This window comes from Streptomyces sp. NPDC027189 (assembly GCF_055566975.1).
Window position 1 is genome coordinate 514,054 of record NZ_JBVHRI010000003.1, and the last position, 26,589, is coordinate 540,642.

Annotated in this window: 23 protein-coding genes and 1 pseudogene; 6 read left to right on the forward strand and 18 right to left on the reverse strand. The window is 70.9% G+C overall.

Features of this window, described 5'->3' with window-relative positions; all coding sequences use genetic code 11:
• Positions 1 to 50: 50 nt before the first annotated feature.
• Positions 51 to 1,988 (forward strand): anthranilate synthase family protein, encoded by a 1,938-nt coding sequence (locus ACZ4RZ_RS10195; protein WP_467743521.1) that lies wholly within the window; start codon positions 51 to 53, stop codon positions 1,986 to 1,988.
• Here ACZ4RZ_RS10195 and ACZ4RZ_RS10200 read toward each other — a convergent pair.
• The 5 genes and pseudogenes from ACZ4RZ_RS10200 to ACZ4RZ_RS10220 all read right to left on the reverse strand — a co-directional run bounded on the left by ACZ4RZ_RS10200 (position 1,940) and on the right by ACZ4RZ_RS10220 (position 7,096).
• A pseudogene (locus ACZ4RZ_RS10200) lies at positions 1,940 to 2,940 on the reverse strand (2-hydroxyacid dehydrogenase). The gene ACZ4RZ_RS10195 and the pseudogene ACZ4RZ_RS10200 overlap by 49 nt on opposite strands.
• Positions 2,941 to 3,011: 71 nt before the next feature.
• Entirely contained in the window at positions 3,012 to 4,040 is a 1,029-nt protein-coding gene (locus ACZ4RZ_RS10205) for a 6-phosphofructokinase (RefSeq protein ID WP_467743522.1), read from the reverse strand.
• A gap of 143 nt (positions 4,041 to 4,183) precedes the next feature.
• Positions 4,184 to 4,885: a response regulator gene (locus ACZ4RZ_RS10210; RefSeq protein WP_467743523.1), complete on the reverse strand. Its 702-nt coding sequence runs from the start codon at positions 4,883 to 4,885 to the stop codon at positions 4,184 to 4,186.
• Between the two features lie 142 nt (positions 4,886 to 5,027).
• The gene (gene macS, locus ACZ4RZ_RS10215) at positions 5,028 to 6,245 is read right to left on the reverse strand and encodes a MacS family sensor histidine kinase (RefSeq protein ID WP_467743524.1); all 1,218 of its coding nucleotides are present in this window, start codon (positions 6,243 to 6,245) and stop codon (positions 5,028 to 5,030) included.
• 44 nt (positions 6,246 to 6,289) lie between these two features.
• Entirely contained in the window at positions 6,290 to 7,096 is an 807-nt protein-coding gene (locus tag ACZ4RZ_RS10220; protein ID WP_467743525.1) for a lysophospholipid acyltransferase family protein, read from the reverse strand.
• Positions 7,097 to 7,267: 171 nt separating this feature from the next.
• Between ACZ4RZ_RS10220 and ACZ4RZ_RS10225 the strand changes: the two genes are divergently transcribed.
• Both ACZ4RZ_RS10225 and ACZ4RZ_RS10230 read left to right on the forward strand, forming a co-directional pair.
• Positions 7,268 to 8,077: an alpha/beta hydrolase gene (locus ACZ4RZ_RS10225; RefSeq protein WP_467743526.1), complete on the forward strand. Its 810-nt coding sequence runs from the start codon at positions 7,268 to 7,270 to the stop codon at positions 8,075 to 8,077.
• Positions 8,070 to 8,717: a hypothetical protein gene (locus ACZ4RZ_RS10230; RefSeq protein WP_467743527.1), complete on the forward strand. Its 648-nt coding sequence runs from the start codon at positions 8,070 to 8,072 to the stop codon at positions 8,715 to 8,717. The genes ACZ4RZ_RS10225 and ACZ4RZ_RS10230 overlap by 8 nt, the downstream gene beginning before the upstream one ends.
• Positions 8,718 to 8,724: 7 nt before the next feature.
• Here ACZ4RZ_RS10230 and ACZ4RZ_RS10235 read toward each other — a convergent pair whose 3' ends face one another.
• The 6 genes from ACZ4RZ_RS10235 to ACZ4RZ_RS10260 all read right to left on the reverse strand — a co-directional run bounded on the left by ACZ4RZ_RS10235 (position 8,725) and on the right by ACZ4RZ_RS10260 (position 14,246).
• Entirely contained in the window at positions 8,725 to 9,489 is a 765-nt protein-coding gene (locus tag ACZ4RZ_RS10235) for an endonuclease/exonuclease/phosphatase family protein (RefSeq protein WP_467743528.1), read from the reverse strand.
• A 433-nt stretch (positions 9,490 to 9,922) separates the two neighbouring features.
• Positions 9,923 to 10,876 carry an ROK family glucokinase gene (locus tag ACZ4RZ_RS10240; RefSeq protein ID WP_369246025.1) on the reverse strand — a complete coding sequence of 318 codons (954 nt, stop codon included), beginning with the start codon at positions 10,874 to 10,876 and terminating at the stop codon, positions 9,923 to 9,925.
• A 54-nt stretch (positions 10,877 to 10,930) separates the two neighbouring features.
• A complete protein-coding gene (locus tag ACZ4RZ_RS10245; protein ID WP_467743529.1) occupies positions 10,931 to 11,416 on the reverse strand; it encodes a DUF5304 domain-containing protein in 486 nt (161 codons plus the stop codon).
• Between the two features lie 92 nt (positions 11,417 to 11,508).
• Entirely contained in the window at positions 11,509 to 12,678 is a 1,170-nt protein-coding gene (locus ACZ4RZ_RS10250) for an ArsA family ATPase (RefSeq protein ID WP_467743530.1), read from the reverse strand.
• 197 nt (positions 12,679 to 12,875) lie between these two features.
• The gene (locus tag ACZ4RZ_RS10255; RefSeq protein ID WP_467743531.1) at positions 12,876 to 13,322 is read right to left on the reverse strand and encodes an SRPBCC family protein; all 447 of its coding nucleotides are present in this window, start codon (positions 13,320 to 13,322) and stop codon (positions 12,876 to 12,878) included.
• A 126-nt stretch (positions 13,323 to 13,448) separates the two neighbouring features.
• Positions 13,449 to 14,246, reverse strand: a complete 798-nt coding sequence (locus ACZ4RZ_RS10260; protein ID WP_467743532.1) for a metallophosphoesterase family protein — start codon at positions 14,244 to 14,246, stop codon at positions 13,449 to 13,451.
• Between the two features lie 296 nt (positions 14,247 to 14,542).
• Here ACZ4RZ_RS10260 and ACZ4RZ_RS10265 point away from each other — a divergent pair, with 296 nt between their 5' ends.
• On the forward strand, positions 14,543 to 16,339 hold the full coding sequence (locus tag ACZ4RZ_RS10265) for an AMP-dependent synthetase/ligase (protein ID WP_467743533.1): 1,797 nt from the start codon (positions 14,543 to 14,545) through the stop codon (positions 16,337 to 16,339).
• Positions 16,340 to 16,505: 166 nt separating this feature from the next.
• Here ACZ4RZ_RS10265 and ACZ4RZ_RS10270 read toward each other — a convergent pair whose 3' ends face one another.
• Positions 16,506 to 17,648: a glycosyltransferase family 4 protein gene (locus ACZ4RZ_RS10270; RefSeq protein WP_467743534.1), complete on the reverse strand. Its 1,143-nt coding sequence runs from the start codon at positions 17,646 to 17,648 to the stop codon at positions 16,506 to 16,508.
• A 143-nt stretch (positions 17,649 to 17,791) separates the two neighbouring features.
• On the opposite strand from ACZ4RZ_RS10270, the gene ACZ4RZ_RS10275 reads away from it, so the two are divergent.
• Complete coding sequence (locus tag ACZ4RZ_RS10275) at positions 17,792 to 19,033, forward strand: glycosyltransferase 87 family protein (RefSeq protein WP_467743680.1); 1,242 nt, start codon at positions 17,792 to 17,794, stop codon at positions 19,031 to 19,033.
• Here the strand turns inward: ACZ4RZ_RS10275 and ACZ4RZ_RS10280 are convergent.
• Complete coding sequence (locus ACZ4RZ_RS10280; RefSeq protein WP_467743535.1) at positions 18,994 to 20,331, reverse strand: MATE family efflux transporter; 1,338 nt, start codon at positions 20,329 to 20,331, stop codon at positions 18,994 to 18,996. The genes ACZ4RZ_RS10275 and ACZ4RZ_RS10280 overlap by 40 nt on opposite strands.
• Positions 20,332 to 20,437: 106 nt before the next feature.
• On the opposite strand from ACZ4RZ_RS10280, the gene ACZ4RZ_RS10285 reads away from it, so the two are divergent.
• The gene (locus ACZ4RZ_RS10285) at positions 20,438 to 20,968 is read left to right on the forward strand and encodes a PadR family transcriptional regulator (protein WP_467743536.1); all 531 of its coding nucleotides are present in this window, start codon (positions 20,438 to 20,440) and stop codon (positions 20,966 to 20,968) included.
• 103 nt (positions 20,969 to 21,071) lie between these two features.
• Here ACZ4RZ_RS10285 and ACZ4RZ_RS10290 read toward each other — a convergent pair whose 3' ends face one another.
• The 5 genes from ACZ4RZ_RS10290 to ACZ4RZ_RS10310 all read right to left on the reverse strand — a co-directional run bounded on the left by ACZ4RZ_RS10290 (position 21,072) and on the right by ACZ4RZ_RS10310 (position 26,501).
• The gene (locus ACZ4RZ_RS10290) at positions 21,072 to 22,268 is read right to left on the reverse strand and encodes a hypothetical protein (protein WP_467743537.1); all 1,197 of its coding nucleotides are present in this window, start codon (positions 22,266 to 22,268) and stop codon (positions 21,072 to 21,074) included.
• Between the two features lie 33 nt (positions 22,269 to 22,301).
• Positions 22,302 to 23,324 (reverse strand): C40 family peptidase, encoded by a 1,023-nt coding sequence (locus ACZ4RZ_RS10295; protein ID WP_467743538.1) that lies wholly within the window; start codon positions 23,322 to 23,324, stop codon positions 22,302 to 22,304.
• 216 nt (positions 23,325 to 23,540) lie between these two features.
• Positions 23,541 to 24,572, reverse strand: a complete 1,032-nt coding sequence (locus ACZ4RZ_RS10300; RefSeq protein WP_467743539.1) for a C40 family peptidase — start codon at positions 24,570 to 24,572, stop codon at positions 23,541 to 23,543.
• A 305-nt stretch (positions 24,573 to 24,877) separates the two neighbouring features.
• Positions 24,878 to 26,227, reverse strand: a complete 1,350-nt coding sequence (locus ACZ4RZ_RS10305) for an NYN domain-containing protein (RefSeq protein ID WP_467743540.1) — start codon at positions 26,225 to 26,227, stop codon at positions 24,878 to 24,880.
• A gap of 34 nt (positions 26,228 to 26,261) precedes the next feature.
• Entirely contained in the window at positions 26,262 to 26,501 is a 240-nt protein-coding gene (locus ACZ4RZ_RS10310) for a hypothetical protein (RefSeq protein ID WP_037624014.1), read from the reverse strand.
• Between the last annotated feature and the right edge of the window lie 88 nt (positions 26,502 to 26,589).

The following is a 26,589-nucleotide window of genomic DNA, read 5'->3' on the forward strand; positions in this document are numbered from 1 at the left end:
TCGGTGTTTCCGGAGCCCGTTCCCTCTCTGAGTGAGAAGGAACAGGACCGATGAACCTGCTCGACCTCCTGGACGATCCCCGTCCGTTCGCCCTGCTGCGCCGCCGCACCCCCGGCCACGACCATGACGTGGTCGAGGTGCTGCTCGGCCCGGTCACCACCCACGACCGCCTCGCCGACATCCCCGACGAGGGCCTCGCGCTCATCCCCTACCGCCAGATCCGGGAGCGCGGCTTCGACGTTCGCGACGACGGCACACCTCTCGCGGTGCTCACCCCCGAGGAGACGTACGAACTGCCCCTGGAGCAGGCCCTCACCCAGTTGCCGTCGCACGAGGTGCGCGTCGACGGCGGGGGCTTCGACGTCGCCGACGAGGAGTACGCCGGGATCGTCGGACGGGTGCTGCGCGAGGAGATCGGGCGGGGCGAGGGCGCGAACTTCGTGATCCGGCGTACGTACGAGGGGGAGATCCCGGGGTTCGGGCGGGCCGACGCCCTCGCCCTGTTCCGTCGCCTCCTCGTCGGTGAGCGGGGCGCGTACTGGACGTTCGTCGTGCACACCGGGGACCGGACGCTGGTCGGCGCGAGCCCCGAGGTGCACGTCCGGATGTCGGGAGGGAGGGGGGAGCGCGAAGCGCTCTCGGTTGAGGGCGGTGGTGGGAGACGGGCGGGCGGGACCGTCGTGATGAACCCGATCAGCGGCACGTACCGCTACCCGGCAACGGGCCCGACCCCCGAGGATCTGCTCGCCTTCCTCGCCGACGGCAAGGAGATCGAGGAGCTGTCGATGGTGGTCGACGAGGAGCTCAAGATGATGTGCACGGTCGGCGACATGGGTGGGGTGGTGATCGGTCCGCGGCTGAAGGAGATGGCCCATCTCGCGCACACCGAGTACGAGTTGCGGGGGCGCTCCTCGCTGGATGTGCGCGAGGTGCTGAGGGAGACCATGTTCGCGGCGACCGTCACCGGATCGCCGGTGCAGAACGCGTGCCGGGTGATCGAGCGGCACGAGGTCGGCGGGCGTGGCTATTACGCGGGCGCGCTGGCCCTCGTCGGGCGGGACGCGGGCGGGGCACAGACGCTCGACTCCCCCATCCTCATCCGCACCGCAGACATCGACGCGGACGGGCGGCTGCGGGTGCCGGTCGGCGCCACGCTCGTACGGGGATCGGATCCGGCGAGCGAGGTCGCCGAGACGCATGCGAAGGCGGCGGGGGTGCTGGCGGCGCTGGGAGTCGTGGAGACCAGGCCCCGCGAGGAGCGCGTACTGCCGAAGCTGGGTGACGACCCGCGTGTGCAGGCGGCGCTCGACGGGCGGCGGGCCTCGCTCGCGCCGTTCTGGCTGCGGATGCAGGAGCGGACCGACTCGCTGCGGGGACATGCCCTGGTCGTGGACGGCGAGGACACCTTCACGGCGATGCTCGCGCATGTGCTGCGGTCGAGTGGGCTGGAGGTGACGGTGCGGCGCTACGACGAGCCGGGGCTGCGGGAGGCGGCTCTCGCGCACGAGGGTCCGGTCGTGCTGGGGCCCGGCCCCGGTGACCCCTCGGACGTGACCGATCCGAAGATGCGGTTCCTGCGGGAGCTCACCGCCGAGGTGATCCGCGGTCACCGCCACGGCGTGCTGGGTGTCTGCCTCGGCCACGAGCTGATCGCGGCCGAGCTGGGCCTGGAGATCGTCCGCAAGCAAGTCCCGTACCAGGGCGCGCAGACCGGGATCGACCTCTTCGGACGGATGGAGACCGTCGGCTTCTACAACAGCTTCGTGGCGCGGTGCGACGAGGAGACCCTCACAGAGTTGTCCGCGCACGGCATCGAGGTCAGCCGCAGCGACAGCGGCGAGGTGCACGCGATGCGCGGCCCCGGGTTCGCGGGGGTCCAGTTCCACCCGGAGTCGGTGCTGACGCTGAACGGCACGGGTGTCGTGCGCGAGCTGATCGGTCAGCTGCGGGGCACCAGCACGTTGCCCGAGCGGCGGCCCGCCGTGTAGTCGAGGACGTTCTTGACCGTGGGGCGTCGGTGATCTGGCCCACAGCGTCCTCGGTGCAATACGCCTGGTGGGACGTGACCAGGACGTTCGGGAAGGTGACGAGGCGGGCCAGGGTGTCGTCCTCGATGGCCTCCAGGGAGGACTTGTCGAGGAAGAAGAGGCCCGCCTCCGCCTCGTACACGTCGAGGCCGACGCCCGTGAAGCGGCCCTCGCGCAGCTCGGCGACGAGGGCCTGGGTGTCGATCAGGCCGCCGCGGCTGGAGTTCACCAGGATCGCGTCGTCCTTCATCGCGCGCAGCGCGGCGGCGTCGATCAGGCGCTGGGTATCCGGCATCAGCGGGACGTGCAGGCTGATCAGGTCGGACTCGGCGAGGAGCTGGTCCTTGGGGACGTACTTCATGCCGAGTTCGACGCAGGCCGGGTTCTCGGCGACGTCCCAGCCGAGCAGGTTCATGCCGAAGCCGTGGGCGATCCGGGTGAACGCCTCGCCGATCTTGCCGGTGCCGAGCACACCCGCGGTACGGCCGCGCAGGTCGCGGCCCATCAGCCCGTCGAGGCGGAAGTCGAAGTCGCGGGTGCGGGTGGCGGCCCGCACGATACGGCGGTTGACGGCCATGCCGAGGGTCCAGGCGAACTCGGCGACGGAGTACGGCGAGTAGGACGAGACCCGGGCGACCGTCATGCCAAGGCGCTCGGCGACCTTGAGGTCGATGTTGTTGAAGCCGGTGGAGCGCTGGGCGACCAGCTGCGTGCCGCCGGTCGCCAGGGTCTGCAGGACGCGGTGGCCGAGGCCGCAGTTGACGCTGGTGGAGATGGTCTCGTAGCCGGCCGCGATGCGAGCGGTGTCCTCGGTCAGGAAGACGTCGAGACAGTGCACCTCGTGGTGGCCCGCGAAGGCCTTCTCGAGCAGGGGCTTCTCGTCGGCCTGGACGCCGAAGGCGAGGATCTCCACGCTTCCTCCCGTTGTGCGGGGTTATGGGCCGAATACAGGGCCCATAACCCCGGTGCGCCGGGCCGCCCCGGTCAGCCGAAGAAGACGCCGACCTCCTCGTAGAGCTTCGGGTCGACCGTCTTCAGCTTGGCCGTGGCCTCCGCGATCGGGACGCGGACGATGTCCGTGCCGCGCAGCGCGACCATCTTGCCGAAGTCCCCGTCGCGGACGGCCTCGATGGCGTGCAGCCCGAAGCGGGTGGCGAGCCAGCGGTCGAACGCGCTGGGGGTGCCGCCGCGCTGGATGTGCCCGAGGACCGTGGTGCGGGCCTCCTTGCCGGTGCGCTTCTCGATCTCCTTGGCCAGCCACTCGCCGACCCCGGAGAGGCGGACATGCCCGAAGGAGTCGAGGGACTCGTCCTTGAGGACCACGTCGCCGTCCTTGGGCATGGCCCCCTCGGCGACGACCACGATCGGGGCGTACGAGGCCTTGAACCGCGAGGTCACCCAGGCGCAGACCTGGTCGACGTCGAAGCGCTGCTCGGGGATGAGGATGACGTTGGCGCCGCCGGCCAGGCCCGAGTGGATGGCGATCCAGCCCGCGTGCCGGCCCATCACCTCGCAGACGAGGACGCGCATGTGCGACTCGGCGGTGGTGTGCAGGCGGTCGATCGCCTCGGTCGCGATGCCGACGGCGGTGTCGAATCCGAAGGTGTAGTCGGTGGCGGACAGGTCGTTGTCGATGGTCTTCGGTACGCCGACGACGGGGACGCCGTACTCGTCGGTAAGACGGGCGGCGACACCGAGCGTGTCCTCGCCGCCGATCGCGATGAGCGCGTCGACCTCGTGCTTGGCGAGGTTCTCCTTGATCCGGCGGATGCCGTTCTCCTGCTTGAGCGGATTGGTGCGCGAGGAGCCGAGAATGGTGCCGCCGCGGGGCAGGATGCCGCGCACGGCGGGGATGTCGAGCCGAACGATGTCGCCTTCCAGTGGTCCCCGCCAGCCGTCCCGGAAGCCGACGAAGTCATAGCCGTACTCCTGCACGCCCTTGCGGACGATGCCCCGGATGACGGCGTTGAGCCCGGGGCAGTCGCCGCCTCCGGTCAGTACTCCGACCCGCATGGAAAGTCCCTTCGCCACGGTTGCCTGATGGACTCACGCTAATAGTGATGCAGGTCACTGCGGCATGGTGCGGAAGGTCAATTCCGGTGAATTGTGCGGTTGTTGATCACTGACCTTCACTCGAAGGTGTGGGTGCGTCAGGTTTACGCCTCGTCAAGACCGCGTTCTATGGCGTACCGCACCAGCTCCACGCGGTTGTGGAGTTGCAGCTTGCCCAGGGTGTTCTGCACATGGTTCTGGACCGTGCGGTGGGAGATGACGAGGCGCTCGGCTATCTGCTTGTAACTCAGACCCTTGGCGACCAGCCGGAGCACCTCGGTCTCGCGATCGGTGAGTTGCGGGGCCTTGGGCTCGTCGACGCCCGCGGCGGGGGCCGGTTCGGAGGCCAGCCGGCGGTACTCGCCGAGGACCAGACCCGCGAGGCCCGGGGTGAACACCGGGTCGCCGACCGCCGTACGGCGCACCGCGTCGATCAGCTCGTCCGTGGACGCCGACTTGAGCAGATAGCCGGTGGCGCCGGACTTCACCGCCTCCAGGACGTCGGCGTGCTCGCCACTGGCCGACAGGACGAGAACGCGCAGCGCCGGGTTGGCGCCGACCAGTTCCTTGCAGACCTGGACGCCGGGCTTGGCGGGCAGGTTCAGATCGAGCACGAGGACATCGGGCGCGGCGGCCTGGGCGCGGCGCACGGCCTGCTCGCCGTCGCCCGCGGTGGCGACCACGTCGAAGCCGGCCTCGGCCAGGTCGCGGGCGACGGCGTCGCGCCACATGGGGTGGTCGTCGACCACCATGACCTTGATCGGGCCCTGCCGCCGCACGTCCTTCGCCCCCGCCGTACCCGTCATCACTGCCCCGCCGTCTTCGTCGTCACCGTCGTCGCCGTCATCGCTGCCCCGCCGTCTTCGTCGTCACCGTCGTCCCCGTCATCGCTGCTCCGCCGCCCGCGGCATCGCCGTCGTCCCCTTCATCGCCATCCCGCCGTCTGCGTCATCGTCGTTCCGCCTTCCCCCGTGAAACCTTGGGTACCTTCAGCTCGACTTCCGTGCCCTGGCCCGGGACCGAGATCAGCTCGGCCGTGCCCCCCAGGTCGCGCAGCCGGCCGCGGATCGACAGGGCGACCCCGAGCCGCCCCTCGCCCTCGGCCTTGGCGAGCCGGCCCTCCGGGATGCCGGGGCCGTCGTCGCGGACGGTCACGATCACCGCGTCCGGTTCGTCCTCGACCAGGATCCAGGCCCGGGCGTCCGCGCCGGCGTGCTTGCGGACATTGTCCAGGGCGGCGCCGACAGCGGCGGTCAGCTCCTTGGCGGCGGCCGCGGCGAGCGGCACGGGCGCGCCGGGCTCGGAGAGGGTCACGCGTGCGGTGGCGTACGGGGCGAGCAGTGCGCGCAGGTCGAGGGGGCCCTCTTCGTCGTCCGGTTCGTCGACGGCTCGTACGACGGCACCGAGCGCGGCGTCCTCCGACACCCGGGATACGGGCACCATGCCGCCCGAGACCAGCGTGCGCAGCGCCACCTCCTGCTCGCCGGCCATCCGGCCCAGCTCCGCCGCCTCGCCGCCGAGCGCGGACGCGCGCCGCTGCACCATGGCGAGGACCTGGAGGACACCGTCGTGGATGTCGCGGGCCAGCCGCTCCCGCTCGCGGGTGGCGGCCTCGATCTCCAGGGCGCGGGCGAGGGTGCGCTCGGAGGCGCGGGCCACCTCGACGACATATCCGATGGCGATGGAGGCGACCCAGACGAGGATCACGTTGTGGACGGTGTCGCGGGTCGGGGCGCCGCGCTCGACGATGTTGACGGCCGCGACCAGCGTGGAGGCGAAGGCCGCCCAGCGCCAGCCACCCTTGATCGCGAAGGCCAGGACGGATCCCGCGGTCCATATCGACGGCAGGGTCGGGCCGCCGGACTCGATCCGCGAGGAGGCGTCGGCGACCCGGGTGAGCAGGATGCCGACGAGCGCGATGGTGAGGTCGGCGGTGAGGAACCGCTTGGTACAACTGGCCGCGTTCGCGACCCTGGGGAGGGTCGCGAGCGTCCACACGAACAGCAGCGCGTAGAACGCGATGGCCACCCAGGGACGGGCGAACTTGTCGTACGCGGTGGCGAAGAGACCGATCGCGTACAGCATGGTCAGGACGCGGTACGCGGTGAGCGCGCGCCACAGCGGCTGCTCGACCGACATCCTCATTACGCGCTCGCGCTTGGCCATCTCCCCCACCCCACCCCTACTCCCGCACGTCCTGACGGACGCGTCTAGGAGTCGGACCGTTCCCTGTCCGCCTGCTCCGCTTCCTTGGCGGCCTGCTTCTCGGCCTGTTCCTTGGCCGCTTGCTTCTCGGCTTGCGCGAGGGCGGCCTTCGCCGCCTTCTCGGCGTCCTTCTCGGCCTTCGCCGCCTCGGCGATCTGCCGCTTGGCGGCCGTCGCGTACATATCGACGTACTCCTGGCCGGAGAGCTTCATGATTTCGTACATGACCTCGTCGGTCACCGCGCGGAGCACGAAACGGTCGTGCTCCATGCCGCTGTACCGGCTGAAGTCCAGCGGCTTGCCGATGCGGATGCCCGGGCGCATCAGCTTGGGCATCACCTTGCCCGGCGGCTGGATCTTCTCGGTGTCGATCATCGCGACCGGGATGACGGGCGCGCCGGTGGCGAGCGCCACGCGCGCGAGACCGCCGGGCTTTCCGCGGTAGAGGCGGCCGTCGGGCGAGCGCGTGCCCTCCGGGTAGATACCGAACAGCTCACCGCGCTCGATCACGTCGACCCCGCTCTTGATGGCCGCCTCGCCCGCGCCGCGCGCTCCGGAGCGGTCCACGGGGAGCTGGCCGACTCCCTTGAAGAAGGCGGCGGTCATCCGGCCCTTGATACCGGGCGTCGTGAAGTACTCGGCCTTCGCGATGAAGGTCACCTTGCGGTCGAGGACCGCGGGCAGGAAGAACGAGTCCGAGAACGACAGGTGATTGCTCGCCAGGATGGCGGGGCCCTCGGCGGGAATGTTCTCGAGGCCTTCCACCCAGGGTCTGAAGGCGAGCTTCAGTGGCCCTCCGATGGAAAACTTCATTGCGCCGTAGATCAACCGAGTGCCTCCTGTGTCGTCGATCAGACCTTAACCCGGAGCACTGTCAAAGGACCCGACGGCCCTGGTCGGTGTCAGTGCGGTCGCGTACGGTGAAGTACGCCTCGAAGCCTCGGGGGTTCCGTTTCGCCCGCCTCTATGAACAGGAGACCGAAGGTGCCGGTCCTTCCTGGAGCCGAGCCGTTCCGCCGCGAGGGCGGAGAGGTCGGCGTCCTTCTCTGCCACGGCTTCACCGGGTCCCCGCAGTCGCTGCGGCCCTGGGCGGAGTATCTGGCCGAGCGCGGCCTGACCGTCACGCTGCCGCTGCTGCCGGGGCACGGGACGCGCTGGGAGGACATGCAGCTCACCGGCTGGCAGGACTGGTACGCGGAGGTGGACCGGGAGCTGCGCGCCCTGAAGGACCGGTGCACGCAGGTGTTCGTCTTCGGCCTCTCCATGGGCGCCGCGCTCACGCTGCGCCTCGCGGCCAAGCGCGGTGACGAGATCAGCGGCATCGTGGTCGTCAACCCGCTGAACAGGGTGCACGGCCTGTCGGCGCACGCCCTCCCGGTGCTCCGGCACTTCGTTCCGTCCGTGAAGGGCATCCTCAGCGACATCGCCAAGGAGGGCTCGCAGGAGCTCGGGTACGACCGGGTGCCGCTGCACGCCGCGTACTCGATGCGGAATTTCTGCCGAATCGTCGACGGCGAGCTGCCGCAGGTCACCCAGCCGATAGTGCTGCTGCACAGCCCCCAGGACCACGTCGTGTCCCCCGACGACTCGGCGCGCGTCCTGGGCCGGGTGTCGTCCACGGACGTGACGGAGATCCTGCTGGAACAGAGTTACCACGTCGCGACGTTGGACCACGACGCGGACCGGATCTTCGAGGAGAGCTACGCGTTCATCGCCCGGCTCGCGCCCAGTGCCGGCAAGGAGTCCGACGCGGGTCAGGTGGGGCAGCAGGAAGGGACGGCCACCGGTGGCTGAGCACGACGCGGAACGCGGCGATTCCGAGGAGAGGGGCGTGCCCCTCGACGGGCCTCTCGGTGAGCCCCTTGGCGAGGAGCAGAGCGTGCCCTTCGACGAGGACGCCGCGTGGCAGGCGATCGTCGCCGGGTACGGCGAGGAGCCGCCCGACCCGCCCGGCGCGAAACCGTTCAAGTCGGTCGAGGACTTGGCGCTCCTGGACCCGGAGACGAACGACAGCGATACGGGCGCCACGGAGTCCGAGACCGGATCCGGGCCCGGGTCCGACTCCGGGGACAAACCCTCCGCGGCCCAGCCCCTCGGCAGCTCGGTCGCCTTCGCACCCGGTGTCGGAGGCCCGCGCGACTACAAGGCACCCGAGCCCTCCGACGACGACTTCGACGAGGACGACGAGGGCCACTTCGTACCGCCCGAGCCGCCCCCGCTGCCCTCCGCCGACACCACCGCCAAGTTCGCCTGGCTCGCGGTCATCGGCGGCCCCATCCTGCTCCTGCTGGCCGTCCTCCTCGGCTGGGACATGACCTGGTGGCTCACCACCCTGGGCGTCGGCGGCTTCCTCGGCGGCTTCGCCACCCTGGTGATGCGCATGAAGACCGACGACGAGGACGGAGACGATCCCGGACGGGGCGCGGTGGTCTGACCCCGACTCAGGACGTGGGCACTCTGAGGGCGGCCAGCACGGGCAAGTGGTCCGTGGCCGCCCTCAGGTCTGCCTCCGTCACGCCGGGGAGGCCCAGCGGCACCCCGCAGCCCAGGACCTCCACGCCCTCCGTGGCGAAGATCGCGTCGATGCGCTGATGGGGGTCGGTGGGGGTGGAGGTGTACTCCGCACCCCACGGGCGGGTCGCCCAGGAGTCCTGGAGGGCACCGGCCAGGCGCTTGAAGGTGGGGCCGTCCGGGCGTTCGTTGAGGTCGCCGCCCGCGACGACATGCGGAGTGTCGAGGCCTGCGAGGCGGTCGAGGAGCATGCCGCTCTGCTCGTACCTCTCGTCCTTCTGGAGCGAGAGATGGCAGCTCAGGACGCCGAGCCGGGCGCCACCGAACCGTACGACGGCGGTGGCGAAGCCGCGGCGGTGCAGGCCGGGCGTGAGGGGGAGCAGCACATCCTCGGTGCGCTCGACGGTGGCCCGGAGGGAGCACAGGAGCGCGGGCCCGGACGCCGGGGCACCGCCCGAGAGGATCATCTGACCGGACGCCGCCGCGAGCCGGGCCAGTTTCTTTCGCCAGCGGAAGAAGCGCGGGGCTTCCTGGACGAGTACCAGGTCGGGTGCGCAGGCACTGATCACCCGCGCGAGCGCCGCGGTGTCATCGCGCATCGACCGAATGTTGTAGCTGAGCACGCGAATGACGGCCGAACCGTCGGCTTCGGTACGGGAGTTGGGCAGCGGACTGGCTGAGGGGCTGGTCGGCATGACGATCAAGATACGACAGCCAGACGGACCGCACACGGGACGACTCCCAGCCACGCCCCACACGAAAGGACCGTGTCGGTACGAACCGCACCCGAGACGACCCGCAGCCACCCCCCACACGGAACGGCCGTGCCAGTACGAACCGCACCCGAGACGACCCGCGGTCGCCCACGCACGGAAGGGGCCGTGCCGGTACATCGAATGCCCGTATCCGGACGGATCCCCGGCAGACGGTTCCCTGAGAACCCCCGGCCGATCCGTTCGGATACGGGCGGATGTACCGGCACGGCCCCGACCCACGACGAACGGCAGGCGCCACTCACCGACGGAAACCGCCCGACAAGGCACGGAACGGCAAGGCACGAAACGGCAAGGCACGGCACCCAGCACGACGGGCGCCGCCGTACCGCATGCCGTGCCGAGTGCCGACGGGTCACATGATCGGGTCGGGCTCCCGGGCCAGGTCGGCGGCGCCGACCAGGCCAGCCTTGTTGCCCAGCTGGGCGGCGATGACGTCGGCCACCGGGCGCCAGTTGCCGCCCACCAGCCAGCGCTTGTACGACTTGCGGATCGGGTCGAGGACCAGCTCGCCCTCGTCCGAGAGGCCGCCGCCGACGATGAAGGCGGACGGGTCGAAGAGCGAGGCCAGGTCGGCGAGGCCGGCACCGGCCCAGCGGGCCAGCTCGCGGTAGGAGTCCACCGCCACCGGGTCGCCCTGGCGCGCGGCGACGGAGATGTGCTTGCCCTCGATGCCGTCGGGGGTGCCGTTGCCCAGCGCGAGCAGGATCTCCGCGTTCTCCGGCGTCGCGTTGGCGCGCTGCTTGGCGTAGCGGACGAGGGCGCGCCCGGAGGCGTACTGCTCCCAGCAGCCCTGCGAGCCGCAGCCGCACAGCAGCCCGTCCGGCACCATGCGGATGTGGCCGAACTCGGCGGCCACGCCGAAGTGCCCGCGGCGCAGCTTGTTGCCGATGATGATGCCGCCGCCGAGGCCCGTGCCCAGGGTGATGCAGATGACGTTCCGGTGGCCCTTGCCCGCGCCGAACTTGTACTCGCCCCACGCAGCCGCGTTCGCGTCGTTCTCGACGACGACCGGCAGCCCCACACGCGCCTCGACCTCGGCCTTGAGCGGTTCCTGCCGCCAGTCGATGTTCGGCGCGAAGTAGACCGTCGAGCGCTGGCGGTTCACGTATCCGGCGGCACCGATGCCCACGCCGACGATGTCGTGGCCCGCGCGCGCACCCTCGACAGCAGCGGCGATCGCGTCCACGATGGCCTGCGGCGTGGTGGGGGTCGGCACCTTGTGGGTCGAGAGGATGTTGCCTTCCTCGTCGACCACACCGGCCGCGATCTTCGTGCCGCCGATATCGACGCCGATGGTGAGTCCCATGAATCCCTCAGTTTCGGTCGAGCCCCGCTACGGCCAACCGTACCCGAGGGGCCTTCAGTCCAAGTCGATGTGTTCCCCTGGACCGGTCCCCTCGTCGCGGGGGCCCCTCTCCCGGGTCGTCCAGCGTCGTTCCTGTGCCTCGACGGCCGAGCGATAGGCGGCGAGCAGCTCGGAGCCGGCGGCTGCGAGGTGGTCGAACACGTCCGGGTTGCGCTCGATCACCGGCTCGACGGCGGCCTTGGCCTGCTGCACGACCTGGTTGACCATCTGCTGGGCCGTGCCGGAGGCGACCGCGCCGAAGAGCGGCGAGTTCAGTCCGGACAGCTTGTCGGCGACGGCTTCGGCGAGCTTTCGCAGTTCCTCTGCGGCCGAGCCCGGCGGTGTGCCGTACGCGGCGCGGCGGCGGGCCTTCTCCGCCGCGAGGTCCTCGGCACAGGCCTTCGCCCAGGCGTCGGCGTCGGTCGCGCGCGCCTCTTCGGCACGCACCTCGTCGCCCGCTTCCTCCTGAGCGGCGTCGGATGTGGGGCGCTCTTCGCTCATGGCGGACTCCTGCCTACGGTTCGTGCCTTCGACGTTACCCGAACGGGGGTACACCGTTCACCGTGTCCGCCCCTGCAAGGGGAGCGGACCGGTCATCTTGTACGCGGCCACAGATCCGGATCAGGCGCGAAGCGGACCCTGAGCTCGCCCTCGCGCAGCGCGGCGCCGGCCACGGTGCAGCGGCGCAGGGCCGACGGGAGCGCAACGATGCGGCGGAACTGTCCTGCCGTGACCACGAGTTCGTCGCCGCGCCGGATGAGGTCCAGTTCCTCGCGTATCGCGCCGGGCAGCGGGATGTGCCACACGAGCACGCCGTCGTCGGCCAGCTGGTCGGTGACGGGCCACTCGACCGGGGGCGGCGCCTGGTTGACCCCGGGGACGGGGAGCGCGGCGAGATCGTGGATGCCGCGCGGGTCGTGGCCGAGGTGCGGCACCTCGTGGAGGGCGTATGTCGCCTGCCACTCGTCAAGCGCCTTGCGCTGCTGGGCGGCGAGGGCCGCCAGCCAGGTGTCGTTCGTGGCGCCCGGCAGGACACGGCTCGCGACCAGGGCGTCGACGGACAGGCCGCGCAGGGCGAGGGCGGTGGCGGCGGTGCGTACGGCGTCGGTGCCGGCCGGGCCCGGCTCGGCGACCAGTCGCACGGTCGTGGCACGGTCCTCGACGACCGCCTCCACCGCGGCCAGCTCGATGTCCCAGCGGGCCGCCGTCTCGTACAGCCACTCCGCGGGCATCGGGACGCCCGCGAGCCGGCCGAGCACGGGGCGCAGGGCGCGAGCCGCCTGGCGCTCCGGCGGGAGCAGACGGCGCAGGTAGCGGCGGAGTTCCTCGGGAAGGGCGAGGAGGGCGAGGGCCTGGGGGGCCGGGGGGAGGTCCACGACCAGGAGGTCGTACCGCTGCGACATCGCCGCGTCGCGCAGGGCGCGGAGCAGGGCGAGTTCCTCGGCGCCGGGGAGGGGGGTGACCTCCTCGGCGTCCAGCCGGGAGGCGCCGAGCAGGTCCAGGGCGGTCTGCGCGCGCTGCTGGAACGCGGTGAGGTCCTCGCGGAAGCGGGCCGCCGCGTCGGGGCGCCAGGCGGTGAGGCCCGGGGCCGCCTCCACGGGGGTCGCGCCCGTGGGCACGCCGAGGGCGGCACCGAGGGTGTCCGTGCGGTCGGCACCGAGCACCAGGGTGCGGGTGCCCTCCCGGGCTGCCTTCAGCGCCGTGGCCGCGGCGACCGTCGTACGGCCGGTGCCGCCTTGGCCTGTGATCAGGATGGTGCGCATGGGGGTGAACGGTACCTGTGCGGGCGGGGCGCCTTGCCGGGGCCGGGGTTCACTGCCGCTGACCGGCGGGTTTCGCCCCCGCCTCCCCTGCCCCAAGCTCTCGGCTTCGGTCGAGCAGGGGGATCCCATCTCCCCTGGGGCTGCGCCCCCGGACCCCCGTATCGGCCCAACGGCCTCGTCCTCGAACGCCGGACGGGCTAAGAAGCCTCGCCCGACTCCACGCGCTTCTTCAAGCCCGCCAGTGCCCGGTCGATGATGACCTTCTCGGCCTTGCGCTTGATCATGCCGAGCATGGGGATCTTGACGTCGACGGTCAGCTGGTAGGTGACCTCGGTGGCGCCGGCGCCCGCGGGCTTGAGGATGTAGGAGCCGTCCAGGGAGCGGAGCATCTGGGACTTGACGAGGGTCCAGGAGACCTCGTGATCGCCGGTCCAGGTGTAACCGAGGGTCTGGTCGTCCTTGATCGCGCCGGCGTCCATGACAAGGCGCACCTGCTCGGCGCGGCCCTGCTCGTCGGTGGCGAGTACCTCCGCCTCCTTCACCTCGCCGGTCCAGTCCGGGTAGCGGGCGAAGTCCGCGATCACCGCCATGACGTCAGCCGGTGCCGCCTCGATCGTGATGCTCGAGCTGGTGTGTTCCGCCATCGCCGTGGCTCCTCCAGATGCGGTCCGGTGAGGGAGGGTGGTGCGCACACGTGTGTGCAGCGTGAAGGCTACCGCGCACGGAACGGGGTGCCGTCACCGCGTCCGGCCCTACGCGGGTCGGCGCCGTCACCACTCAAGCGCCCAGGGTCTTCCCGACCCCGCGAAGTGCCCCACGTTCACACACTCTGTCGCCCCGATCCGCATCCTCCGCGCCAGCGGCTGGTGGACATGGCCGAAGAGCGAGTAGCGGGGGCGCGTGCGCCGGATCGCGTCCAGCAGTGCCCGGGAACCGCGCTCGAAGCGGCGCGCCACCGTGTCGTACACCAGCTCCGGCACCTCCGGCGGGATGTGCGTGCACAGCACGTCGACCTCGCCGACCGCCTCGATCTTGGCCGCGTACTCCTCGTCGCCGATCTCGTACGGCGTCCGCATCGGGGTCCTGAGACCGCCGCCCACGAAGCCGAAGACCCAGCCGCCGATCTCCACGCGCTCGCCGTCCAGCACGGTGATGCCGGGGCCGGCGTACTCCTGCCACAGGGTCGGCATGTCGACATTGCCGTAAGTCGCGTACGTCGGTGTCGGGAACGCGGCGAACATCTCGGCGTACTGCTTGCGTACCGCCTTCTCGATGGCCGCGGCCCGGTCCGCGCCGATGCCGGACCAGAGCTGGGCTCCGAACTCGCGCGCTTCCGCGAAGCGGCGGGCGGTGCGCAGTTCGACGATGCGGTCCGCGTTCTCCTCGCCGAACAGGTCCGGGAAGATGCCGCGCGAGTGGTCGGCGTAGTCCAGGAAGAGGACCAGGTCGCCGAGGCAGATCAGGGCGTCCGCGCCGTCGCCGGCTCTGGCCAGGTCCCGGGCGTTGCCGTGCACGTCACTGACCACATGAATGCGCGTCCTCGGGTTACCGACCGGTGTGGGTGCCATGGCGATCAAGCGTAGGCCTGTGGGGCAAACGTGAATAGAGGCGGTCGGACCTGCGGTTACTGGCTAGTCAGTAAGGGGGTGGACTACTGTGCGCAAAGGAACGCCAACCTGTGTGACGCAGGGAACATCTCGCCGGGACCCCCTATCGAAACAGCCGTACCGGTGGGTAACGTCCGGGCAGTCCAGTCGTACTCAGGATTTCAACAAGTGATCTCTTGAGTACCTGCCCGAGCCTTGGACCGCACCGTCGCATCACACAGAGTCGTGGCGCCGGCGCCCTATGAGGAGCAGCAGTCTTGCGCGAGTTCAGCCTTCCGGCTTTGTACGAGGTCCCTGCGGACGGCAATCTGACCGACATCGTCCGCAGAAACGCCGCGCAGCATCCCGACGTAGCCGTCATCGCCCGCAAGGTGGGCGGCACTTGGACGGATGTCACCGCCACCGCCTTCCTCGCGGAGGTGCGGGACGCCGCCAAGGGCCTGATCGCCTCCGGCGTCCAGCCGGGCGACCGGGTCGGCCTGATGTCCCGTACCCGCTACGAGTGGACGCTGCTCGACTTCGCGATCTGGAGCGCGGGCGCGATCACCGTGCCGGTGTACGAGACCAGCTCCCCCGAGCAGGTGCAGTGGATCCTCGGCGACTCGGGCGCGACCGCCTGCATCGTCGAGCTGGACACGCACACGGCCTCGGTGGAGTCGGTGCGCGACCGGCTGCCCGCCCTCAAGCACGTCTGGCAGATCGAGGCCGGCGGCGTGGAGGAGCTGGGACGCCTCGGCAAGGACGTCAGCGACGCCACGGTCGAGGAGCGCAGTTCGCTCGCCAAGGCCGACGACCCGGCGACCATCGTCTACACGAGCGGCACGACCGGCCGTCCCAAGGGCTGCGTCCTCACCCACCGCGCCTTCTTCGCGGAGTGCGGCAACATCGTGGAGCGGCTGCGCCCGCTCTTCCGCACGGGCGAGTGCTCCGTCCTGCTCTTCCTGCCGCTCGCGCACGTCTTCGGGCGGCTTGTGCAGGTCGCGCCGATGATGGCGCCGATCAAGCTGGGCTGTGTCCCGGACATCAAGAACCTCACCGACGAGCTGGCCGCGTTCCGGCCGACGCTGATCCTCGGTGTGCCGCGCGTCTTCGAGAAGGTCTACAACTCGGCGCGCGCCAAGGCGCAGGCGGACGGCAAGGGCAAGATCTTCGACAAGGCGGCGGACACGGCGATCGCGTACAGCCGCGCCCTGGACACCCCTTCCGGCCCGTCGCTCGGTCTGAAGATCAAGTACAAGACCTTCGACAAGCTCGTCTACAGCAAACTGCGCGCGGTGCTGGGCGGTCGCGGCGAGTACGCGATCTCCGGCGGCGCCCCGCTCGGCGAGCGACTCGGCCACTTCTTCCGCGGCATCGGCTTCACGGTTCTGGAGGGCTACGGCCTGACGGAGTCCTGCGCGGCCACCGCCTTCAACCCCTGGGACCGTACGAAGATCGGCACGGTCGGCCAGCCGCTGCCCGGTTCCGTGATCCGCATCGCGGACGACGGCGAGGTGCTGCTGCACGGCGAGCACCTGTTCCGGGGGTACTGGAACAACGAGGCCGCGACCGCCGAGGCCCTCGCCGACGGCTGGTTCCACACCGGTGACATCGGCACCCTCGACGAGGACGGCTACCTCCGCATCACCGGCCGCAAGAAGGAGATCATCGTCACCGCGGGCGGCAAGAACGTCGCCCCGGCCGTGATCGAGGACCGCATCCGCGCGCACGCGCTGGTCGCGGAGTGCATGGTGGTCGGCGACGGGCGCCCGTTCGTCGGCGCGCTGGTCACCGTCGACGATGAGTTCCTGGGCCGCTGGGCCGAGGAGCACGGGAAGCCGGCCGGCTCGACCGCGGCGTCGCTGCGCGAGGACGCGGATCTGGTCGCCGCGATCCAGGACGCGATCGACGACGGCAACGCGGCGGTGTCCAAGGCGGAGTCGGTGCGCAAGTTCCGCATCCTCGCCTCCCAGTTCACCGAGGAGTCGGGGCACCTCACGCCGTCGCTGAAGCTCAAGCGCAATGTGGTGGCCAAGGACTACGCCGACGAGATCGAGGCGATTTATCGGGGCTGATGCCCCAGCAGCCGACCTCCCGCCGCAGGAGCGCGGGTTTCAGTTCGGCTGACCGGCCGTGGGTGGTTGCTCGCGCAGTTCCCCGCGCCCCTGACGGGGCGCGGGGAACTGCGCCATCAGCCGATGACAACCCGCCGGAAGCCGGGAAGCCGCGCCCCACCAGCCGCTACAGCAGCTCCCGCAACCGCTCAGCCAGCAGGTCCCAGCGCCACTTCTCCTCGACCCAGGCCCGCCCCCGCTCCCCCATCCGGCGGCGCAGCTCGGAGTCGCCGAGGAGGGTGATGATGCGGTCGGCCGACTCGTCGGGCGACCCGCCGCGTACGACCCAGCCGCTCTCACCGTCGAGGACGGCGTCCGGCGCGCCGCCCGAATCGCCGGCGACCACGGGCAGCCCGGTGGCGGACGCCTCCAAATACACGATGCCGAGCCCCTCCACGTCGAGACCGCCCCGGCGCGTCCGGCAGGGCATGGCGAAGACGTCTCCGGCGCCGTAGTGCGCGGGCAGCTCCGACCAGGGCACCGCGCCGGTGAAGCGGACGGACTGAGCGACCCCGGTGTCGTACGCGAGCTTGCGCAGCTCCTTCTCGTACGGCCCGCCGCCGACGATCAGCAGCACCGCGTCCGGCTCCTTCGCCAGGATGCGCGGCATGGCGAGGATCAAGGTGTCCTGGCCCTTGCGCGGGACCAGGCGGGAGACACAGACCACCACCGGGCGGTCCGTCAGGCCGAGGCGGGCGCGGATCTTGTCGCCGCCGGAGCCGGGGTGGAAGGTCTTCTCGTCGACGCCGGGCGGCAGTTGGACCATGCGGGACGCGGCCTCGGGGGTCAGCGCGGAGGCGATCCGCGAGCGCGTGTACTCCCCGAGGTGGGTGATCGTGTCCGTGGAATCGCCGATGCGCCGCAGCAGCCCGCGCGCGGCCGGCAGTTGCGCCCAGCCGGCCTCATGGCCGTGCGTGGTCGCCACGAGCCGTCGCGCGCCCGCCCGGCGCAGCGCCGGCGCCATGAGGCCGAGCGGTGCCGCCGCCCCGAACCACACCGACGTACAGCCGTGTTCACGCAGCAGCCCCACGGCACGCCGGGTGGCGCCCGGGGTCGGCAGCAGCATCGTCGTGCGGTCCCGTACGACGGTGAAGGGCTGCTCGGCGTCGAAGGCGGCGGTCGCCTCGACGCCCTCACGGCCACGCTTCCACGTGGAGGCGTAGACGACGAGCTGCTCGGGATCCAGGCGCAGCGCCATGTTGTGCAGGAACGCCTGGATGCCGCCGGGGCGGGGCGGGAAGTCGTTCGTCACGATCAGGGTCTTGTGCATCGTGTTCGACACTATCGAACCTATACTCACAGGTCCGCACGGCCGCGCTTGACGGCTCGCGCACAGGGCGGCGCGCCATCATGGCTCCGCAGAAACACGGCAGCGAAGCACATGAGTTCGGGACGGACAAGGGCCAGGTGGGCATGACGGGCGCAAGGGGGGCGCGGTTCCCGTTCGGACTGCTCGCACTCGTGGCAACCTGGGGCCTGACCAGGCTGATGCTGCTGCTCTTCGTGTACAAGGCCTACGTCTTCCCCGGCCCGGACGTCACGAGCGATGTCTCCGTGATCTACCAGGGCTGGTACGAGGTCCTGCGGCACGGCACCTTCCCGCTCGACGACGTCACCTGGCAGTACCCGCCGGCCGCCGCGCTGCCGATCCTCTCCCCCGCCCTGCTGCCCTTCCTCGACTACGCGCAGGCCTTCTACCTGCTGGCCTTCCTCGCCGACTTCGTGGTGTTCGGGCTGCTCCAGTACGCGGGCCTGCGTTCCGGCAAGACAATGCGCGGCGCCTGGGTGTGGGTGATCGGCGTACCGCTGCTCGGGCCGACCGTGTACGCCCGCTACGACGTGATGGTGACGGCCGTAGCGGTCGCGGCGCTTCTCGCGGGGGCCCGCCGTCCGCGGGTGATGGGTGCGCTGGTGGGCTTCGGCGCGATGCTGAAGGTGTGGCCGGTGCTGTTGCTCGTCGGGGCCGTCCGGCGCCGCGCGTGGGCCGCGGCGGCGGTGACCGCCGGGGGGATCGCGGCGCTGTTCGCCATGGCGATGCCCGGCGCCTTCGCCTTCCTGACCTTCCAGCGCAACCGCGGCACCGAGGTGGAGTCGCTCGGCTCCCTCGTCTTCCACGTGGCCCGGCAGCACGGCTGGAACGGCCAGGTGCTGCTCAATTACGGCTCCGTGGAGTTCCTCGGCCCGTACGTCGACGTGGTGAGCACGGCGGCCCTGGTGCTCACCGCGGTCGCCCTTGGCTGGCTGCTGCTGTGGCGGCTGTGCGCCAAGCGGTTCCTGCCGCACACACTCGCCGACTGCGCGTTCGTCGGCGTGCTGATGTTCACGACCACCAGCCGGGTCATCAGCCCGCAGTACATGGTCTGGCTGGTCGGGCTCGCGGCGGTCTGCCTGTGCTTCCGCGGCAGCCGGATGACCCTGCCCGTCGTTCTGGTGCTGGCCGCGTGCTTCGCGACCGTCCTGGAGTTCCCGATCTGGTTCTCGCACGTCGTGTCCAGCGACTCCCTCGGCGTCACCCTCCTCTTCGCGCGCAACGGCCTGCTGGTGATCGCCACGCTGCTCGCCGCCCTGGAGCTGTGGCGGGGCACGATCTCCGAACCGGCCGCGGCACTCCCCTCTCAGGCCACCCGGACGAAGGAGCGCCTGACGTCCTCGTGACGACGGGCCCACACGAGGAGCGCGGCGCACTGCACCGTCATGGACAGCGCCAGCGCGAGGCAGATCCCGGGCAGCCCGAGCCCCGACAGGGCAGCGGCGAGCGGGAGTTGGACCGCCGTACCGACCACGGTCACCCGTAGCAGCAGCGGCGCTCCTCCGCTGCCCTCGAAGACCCCGCCGAGCGCGATGAAGCAGGCCATCAGCAGCAGGTAGGGCCCGACGCAGCGCAGGAACAGCACGCCCTCGTGCGCGACCCCGGGTCCGGCGCCGAAGGCGCGCATGATCCAAGGGGCGAGGAGACCGAGCAGTGCGGCGGCGAGCGCGCCGGCCGTACCTGAGACGAGCACGGCCTGTCGCCCGATGGCGCCCCGCTCGTCCCCGCCGGCGCCCCGCGTGTGCGCGGTGTGGATCGAGGCGGCCTGCCGTACCGAGTAGAACGCCATGGTCGCGACGTACATGACCTTGTACGCGATGGAGTACGCGGCCACGGCCGTCACCCCGAGCCGGGCCACGATCGCGACCAGGACCAGCGCCCCGCCCTGCCGCACGGTGAAGTCCGCGGACATCGGCAGCCCGGTCGTGAGGGTCCGGCGCAGCGCCCCGCCGGTGGCCTCCGAGGGCGGTACGGCCGCCGCCTCCCGCAGCAGCGCGTTCCCGCGCAGCGCGCGCAGACCCACGGCCAGGGCCACACAGCGGCAGAGCACCGTGGAGGCCGCGGCGCCCTCGACGCCGTACGCGTGGATGAGCAGCGGGTCGAGCCCGAGGATCAGACCGTTGGCCAGCAGGGCGAGGCGCATCGGTGTGCGGGTGTCACCGGTGCCCTTCAGGATCCCGTCGACGAGATTCTGCGCGAAGAAGACGGCGATGCCCGGCAGGGAGATCGCGAAATAGGCGACGGCGAGCGACAGGGCGCGCCCGTCGCCGCCCAGCACGAGCCGGGCCAGCGGCTCCCGCAGCAGATACCCGCCCACCGCGACCACCGGCGTGACCGCCGCGCACAGCGCCCATCCGCCACGGACGGCCGCCCGGACCGCCCCGGGATCCCGTGCGCCCCTGGCGTGCGAGACCAGGACGGTTGTCCCGGAGGCGAAGACCAGGGCGACGCCGAGGAGCACGTTCTCGGTGTTGGTCGCGACGGCGACGGCGGCCACGGCGGCTCCGCCGAGCCGGGAGACCCAGACGGTGTTGATGATCCCGGCGGCGACGGAGGCGAGCAGGGAGAAGTAGACGGGGTGGGCGAGAGATATGAGCTGCTTTCGGTGGGCGTTCACGCATGACTCCCTCGGCACGAGTTTCATGACTGCCTCGATACGGACTGCCTCGATACGAGCTACCTCGATTCGAGATAGCTCGATAAGAGGTACCATGCCGTCAAGAGACCCGCAACCACCACGGAGCAACCGCATGCTGGAGCTGTCGATCCTCGGTTTCCTCTTCGAAGAGCCTCTGCACGGCTACGAGTTGAAGGAACGCATCAAGGCCCTCAGCGGCCACGTCCGCCCGGTCAGCGACGGCGCGCTCTACCCCGCGATCACCCGCCTGGTCGCCGCGGGCAAGCTGGACCAGCACACCGAGCCGGGCAGCGGCGCGGCCCCGCGCCGCATCCTGTCGCTCACCGACAAGGGCCGCGAGGAGCTCCTGGAGCGGCTGCGGCACCCCAAGCAGGCCGAGATCACCGACCACGTGCGCTTCAACACGCTGCTGGCGTTCCTGCGCCATCTCCCCGACCCCCGGGAGCAGGCCGCGGTGCTGCGCCGCCGCCAGGAGTTCCTGGAGACACCCGCGAGCTTCTTCTACCGGGACGGCAAACCCGTACGGGCGGAGGAGACGGACGACCTCTTCCGGCAGGGCATGCTGCGGGTCGCGCGGGCGACGGGCGAGGCGGAGCGGACGTGGCTCGCGGAAGCGATCGCCCGGCTCGATCAGCGGAGTTGACCCCAGACCCACAGAATGAGCCGAGTTGGGCCCTGCACCGCAGAGTCTGCCCCGTTGACCCCTGCACCGCAGAATCAGCCGGTTTGCCCCCTGCACCCGAGAATCAGCCGAGTTGAGCCCTGAGGTAGTCCTGCCACTGCGCGGTGAACTTCTCCGGCGTCGTGTGCAGCACGCCCCGCAGCGCGCCCTCGACCGCCCCGGCCCGCTTCTGGTGGTCGCCCACCGCCCGGTAGAAGTCGTTCAGCCGGACCTCGCCCCAGCGGTCGGCGATCAGCCGACAGGCCATCCAGCCGCCCTCGTACGCCTGGGCCAGCCGCGCCGCGTCCCCGGTGAAGCCGAAGTCCTTGTCGTCCGGCAGCGCGGCCGGGACATGCCCCTCCACGACGGCGCGCTCCAGCTCCGGCGCGACCTGCGCGGCCGTCCGCCCGCCGCCGCGGTAGCCGACCCAGTCCGCGTAGCCCTCGGAGAGCCACAGAGGGGTGGCGGCCGTGGTCTGGGCGCGGGTGGCGACATGCGTGGTCTCGTGGGTGAGCACGACCTGTTTGCCGTAGTCGCCGAGAACGCCGTACGCGTCGGGGTTGACGATGATCCGGTCCGCGGGCGCCCGTGCCGAGCCGCCCGCCTCACCGGTGGTGACCGCCGCGATCCCGCGGTAGCCGGACGCCGGAGCCCCGAGCAGCCCCGCCATCCCGTCCAGCGACTTCGGTACGACCACGACGACATGCCCCGACCAGTCCGTGCCCCACGCCTCCGACACGGCGGGCACGGCGTGGTCCGCGAGATCCGCGTACGCGCGCAGGCGCTCGCCGGTCTGCCCGACCCCCAGGACGAGGCTGTGCTCACCCCGTGCGACTTTGACGGCCCCTTGTTCCCACAGCTGCTCGCTGGCCTTCTCGGCGGGCTCGTCGGAGGCGACGTACCAGGTCCCCGCGCTGCGGGTCAGGCGCAGGGCGCGGGCCGCGGTGACGGGCGCGGTGTCGTAGCCCTTGATGCGGTAGCGCAGCTCCGCGTCGGCCGTGGCCCGGTCGCCCGAGCGGTGCAGGGAGGTGAGGTGGTACGACCAGGACGCCAGCGGGAGATCGCGCAGATTCCCGAACTCGGCGTCGGTGCCGGCCGGTTGCCCGGTGGCCCGGTACGCCGACTCGTCCCGGTCGAGGAGCGCCGCCGCCCGCTTTTCGAGCACCCGCTGCACCTCGGCCGTCACGGTGTCCGACGACGCCCGGCCACCGCAGCCGACGAGCACGGCGAGCAGCAGCACCAGGGAGAGCCACGCTCGCGACGCACGTCTTCGACCAGCCACGTTCCCGATCGTACGGCGGCTGCGCCCCGGGGGTCAGACCCGCGTCACGGACGAGATCGGCATCATGCCCACCGGGTCGTAGCGCACCGGGGCGCCCGGGTAGGGCGCGTGGATCACCTGGCCGTTGCCCATGTACATCGCGATGTGGCTCGCGTCCGAGCGGTAGGTGATCAGGTCGCCGGGCTGCGCCTGGGAGAGCGGTACCTGGTGTCCGGCGTACCGCTGGGCCTGCGAGGTGCGCGGCAGACCGACTCCGGCCTGCGCGTACGACCACTGCATGAGGCCCGAACAGTCGAAGCCGCCGGGCCCGTTGGCACCCCACACGTACGGCCGGCCGACCACCGAGCGGGCCGCGGCGACGGCGGCGGCCGCACGGGCCGAGGACGGGACCGCGCCCCCGAGGTCGGGCATGTCGACGCGTGCGGAACGCGACGCCCGGTCGTAGGCGGCGCGCACGGAGTCCGGCAGCGAGTTGAGCAGCTGCCGGGCCTTGGCCAGTTTCCGCTCGACGGTCCGCTTGTTCTGGGCGACGGCCTTGCGGCTGCGCTCCAGCTCGGCGAGTTTGCCGGTGGCCTCCCGGCGTTTCTGGGCGAGGTCGCGCATGGCGAGCTGGAGGTCCTTGAGTTCACCGGCCTGATGCGCGGTGATCCGGTCCAGGGCGGCGGCCCTGTCGAGGTAGTCGGCCGGGTCGTCGGCGAACAGCAGCGTGAGGGAGGGATCGAGGCCGCCGGCCCGGTACTGGGCCCCGGCGAGCGAGCCCAGCACGTCCCGCATGGTGTTGATGCGCTCCTGCTGCCGGGCGACCTCGTCCTGCGCCGTGCCGACTTCCTTGCGTAGCGAGTCGGCACGCTCGTCGGCCTTGTTGTACGCCTCGGTGGCCTTCTCCGCCTGTGCGTACAGGCGGTCCACCTCGGCCCGGGCGTCGTCCTGCGGTGCTGCGGCGGCCGGCAGGGCGCCGAGTGCCGCTGCCGCGGCGGACATCACGCAGACGGCGAATCCGGCGGCGCCAGCGCCCCGGTCGAAACCGGACGGTGCAAGGCGGCGATGGGACCCCACGAGTAGCCGCTCTCCCTTCCGCTGACGGTCCCCCGGAATTGGGGGAAACGCGCCAGACAGTAGCCGTGCGACTACGCACCGGCCAAAGCCGCCTGGAGGCGCACAGCGTGACGCCCCGCCGGAAACGCAGGTCACCGACGGGGCGTGGGGTCAGCGGGAGCTGCCGCAATTCGCCCGTTTGGGCGGTGCGGTGAGGGTCCGCTCAGCGGGCGTGCGTCAGATCCGGACGCCGAACTGGAAGGGCATGTTGCCGATCGACTCGTAGCGGACGACCGCGCCGGTGTGCGGGGCGTGCAGCACCTGGCCGTTGCCCGCGTAGAGGCCGACGTGGTGCATGTCGCCGTAGAAGATGACCAGGTCGCCGACCTGCAGAGCGCTCTGCGAGTAGATGCGTGTACCGGCGTTGGCCTGCGCCTCCGAGGTACGCGGTATGGAGACACCGGCCTGGGCGTATGCCCACGAGGTGAGGCCCGAGCAGTCGAAGGAGCTGGGGCCGGAGGCGCCGTAGACGTACGGCGAGCCGATCTTGCTCTGCGCGGCGGAGAACGCCGCCCCTGCGCGCCCAGAGCCCTTGCTGTTGCCGAGGTCGACGCGCTCGCTGGCCCGGGTGGCGCGCTCCTGCTCGGCGGCTGCGAGCGCCGCCTTCTCCTTGGCCGTCAGGGTGTTGAGGAGCTTCTGGGCCGAGCCGAGCTTGGCCTGGACTTCCTTCTTCTTCTTGGCCAGCTCCGCCCGGGTGTCGGCGAGGTCCTTGAGCTTGTCGGAGGCTTCCTTGCGCTGCTGGGCGAGCGAACGCTGCTTCTCCTGGACCTTCTTGAGCGACTCGACCTGCTGAGCGCTCAGCTGGTCCATCGTGGACGCCTTGTCGAGGTAGGTGTCCGGGTCGGAGGAGAGGAAGAGGGCCAAGGAGGGGTCGATGCCTCCGGTGCGGTACTGGGCGCTGGCCATCGAACCGAGGCCGTCGCGCAGGGTGTTGAGCTCTTCCTGACCGCGGGCGACGTTGTCCTGGAGGGCGCTGATCTCCTTCTGGAGCTTCGCCTGCTTCTCCTTGGCTCCGTCGAGCTTCTCGGTGGCCTTCTCGGCCTCCTCGTAGAGCTTGTCGACCTTGGCCTTGACCTCGTCCTTGCTCGGCTTCTCGCTCGGCGCGGCGTTGGCGGCGTTTGCGCTGAGGGCCACGGCAGCGGCGGCGGCGGTGGTGAGCACGGTCACACGGGTGCGGCTCGGCTGCTTGGGTCGACGGTGGGACGCCACGAAGGCGAGCTCCTTCTTCCTCCAGCCGCCTGCCGAATGCGCCGACGGGCGGTGCCCCTCCGCCGTCACTCCCAATGAATGATCACCCGAGCGGAGGTTCGAGGCCTGACCCTAGTGACCCTCCTGTGATCAGTTCAAATCCTCATAGGAAAAATCTCGGTCACCGAGCGCATTCTTTGCCGACAACTCACATGCAGTAATGCGCGCTTGACACTACGTTGCGTGAAGGTTTCGCCAATTCGGACATCACACCCGGAGGTTACGCATGGGACTTACGTTGCCTATGAGGCGTACGCCCCAGATCGTCAACCGCGCGAAAAGCGCTTGAGAAGCACCGCCGAGGCGACCGGCCGCGCACCCGCCTTGGCGATCCCGTCGGCCACCTCACGGTCGGTGGAGACCACGATGACCGGCCGCCCCGGCGGCTCGGCCCGGACCAGCTGACGGATCAACTCGTCGGCGGTGACGCCGGGCTTGGAGAACAGCACCCGCACCCCGCGCGGTGGCGCGAGGAGCACGGGAGCGGCCAGCTCTGCCCCGTCGAAGACGCATGTCACCTCGGCGCCGGTCTGCGCGGCGAGCTGCGAGAGCTGCCCGAGCAGCCTCAGGCGCTGCTTCTCCAGCGGCATCTGCGGATAGCCGGTCTTGGTGACGTTGTAGCCGTCGACCACCAGATGGGCCTGCGGCAGCGCGAGCAGTTGGTCGAGGATCGCCGGATCGTTTTCGGACAGGGCACGGGCGGCGATGTCTTTTGGTGTCATCCGTCCCGGTTCGACCGCATCGACGGTCTCCGCGGGCCGCACCGACACGGGCGGCAGGGCGAGTTCACGCCGCAGCCCCTGAGTGGCCTCCAGTACGGTGTCGAGCAGCAGCCGCACCCGCATGTCCTCGACGCTGCGCCCCTCGCGCGCCGCCCGCCGGGTCGCCTCCAGGGCCGCCTCGGCCTCTCCCAGCCGCGCCTTGAGCCGCCGGGTCTCGCTCTCGGCGGCGGACACCTGGATCTGCCCCTCCGCCCGTACGGCGTCCATCTCGGCCTGGAGCTTGCGCAGCGCCGCCTCGCCGCGCTTGACGTCACTGAGGGCGCCGCGCAGTTTGCGGTGAAGCGATTCGGCTTCCTTCTTCGCCGTCTCCAGCTCCGTACGCAGCCGTTCGGTCTCGGCCTTCGTCTGGCCGCGGGCCTCCGCGAGCTCCTCGCGCAGCCGCTCCAGCTCGGCCCGGCTCTCCTCGCCGGCCCGCTCCGCGTCCGCCCGCAGGGCCTCCTCGCCCGCCGCGGTCACCAGCTTCACCCAGCCCGCTGGACGCAGCACATAGGCCGCGGCCGCCACGTCCAGCGGATCCGCGGCCGGGGGCGGCGCGCCCGAGTCGAGGGCGCCGGTGAGCTCCGGCTGAGCCTCTCTCAGCTTCTCGCCGATGCGCTGCCTGAACAGCGGGTCGGTCTCCAGGGCCGCGGCCATGGCGTTACCGGCGAACTTGGCCCGGCGATTGGGAGCGAACCGGGCGTATTGCCGCAATTGGGCAGGAAGTTCAGCAATGGTCAACCCGCCGAACCCGTCGGAAACAATCTGTACGACTCTTCTCCGCACACCATCGGGCAGCGGACGATCGAGCACCTCGGCGGTGCCGTCGTCCGGCTCCCCGCCTGTGGTCTCCACCATCCGTCACCCCAATACCTGTGCGGGGCCCGCTCCCTCAGGAGCCGGCGCCCGGCCTGTCCACGAGTTCCACCTGATCCACCGCGTTGCACCAGCGGCAGCGGACCGACTCGATGGTCTCACTGACCACCTCGCGCTCCTCGACCTTCGGCTCACCGGCCAGGTCGAGGTGCACATACTCGACGACCTTCGACGAGCGGGTCACGTCAAAACGCGTGAGGTTGCCGCAGAGCGTGCAGCGCCAGCGAGTCTTGGCGTCCGGCAGGGGAACCGTCATGTGGCAGTCGCTTTCCTTCTAGTGTCCGTCCAGCGCCAGTCTCCCTGGTGCGTGTGGCTCGTAACCCTACGGCCTGGCGGGTGCCCGA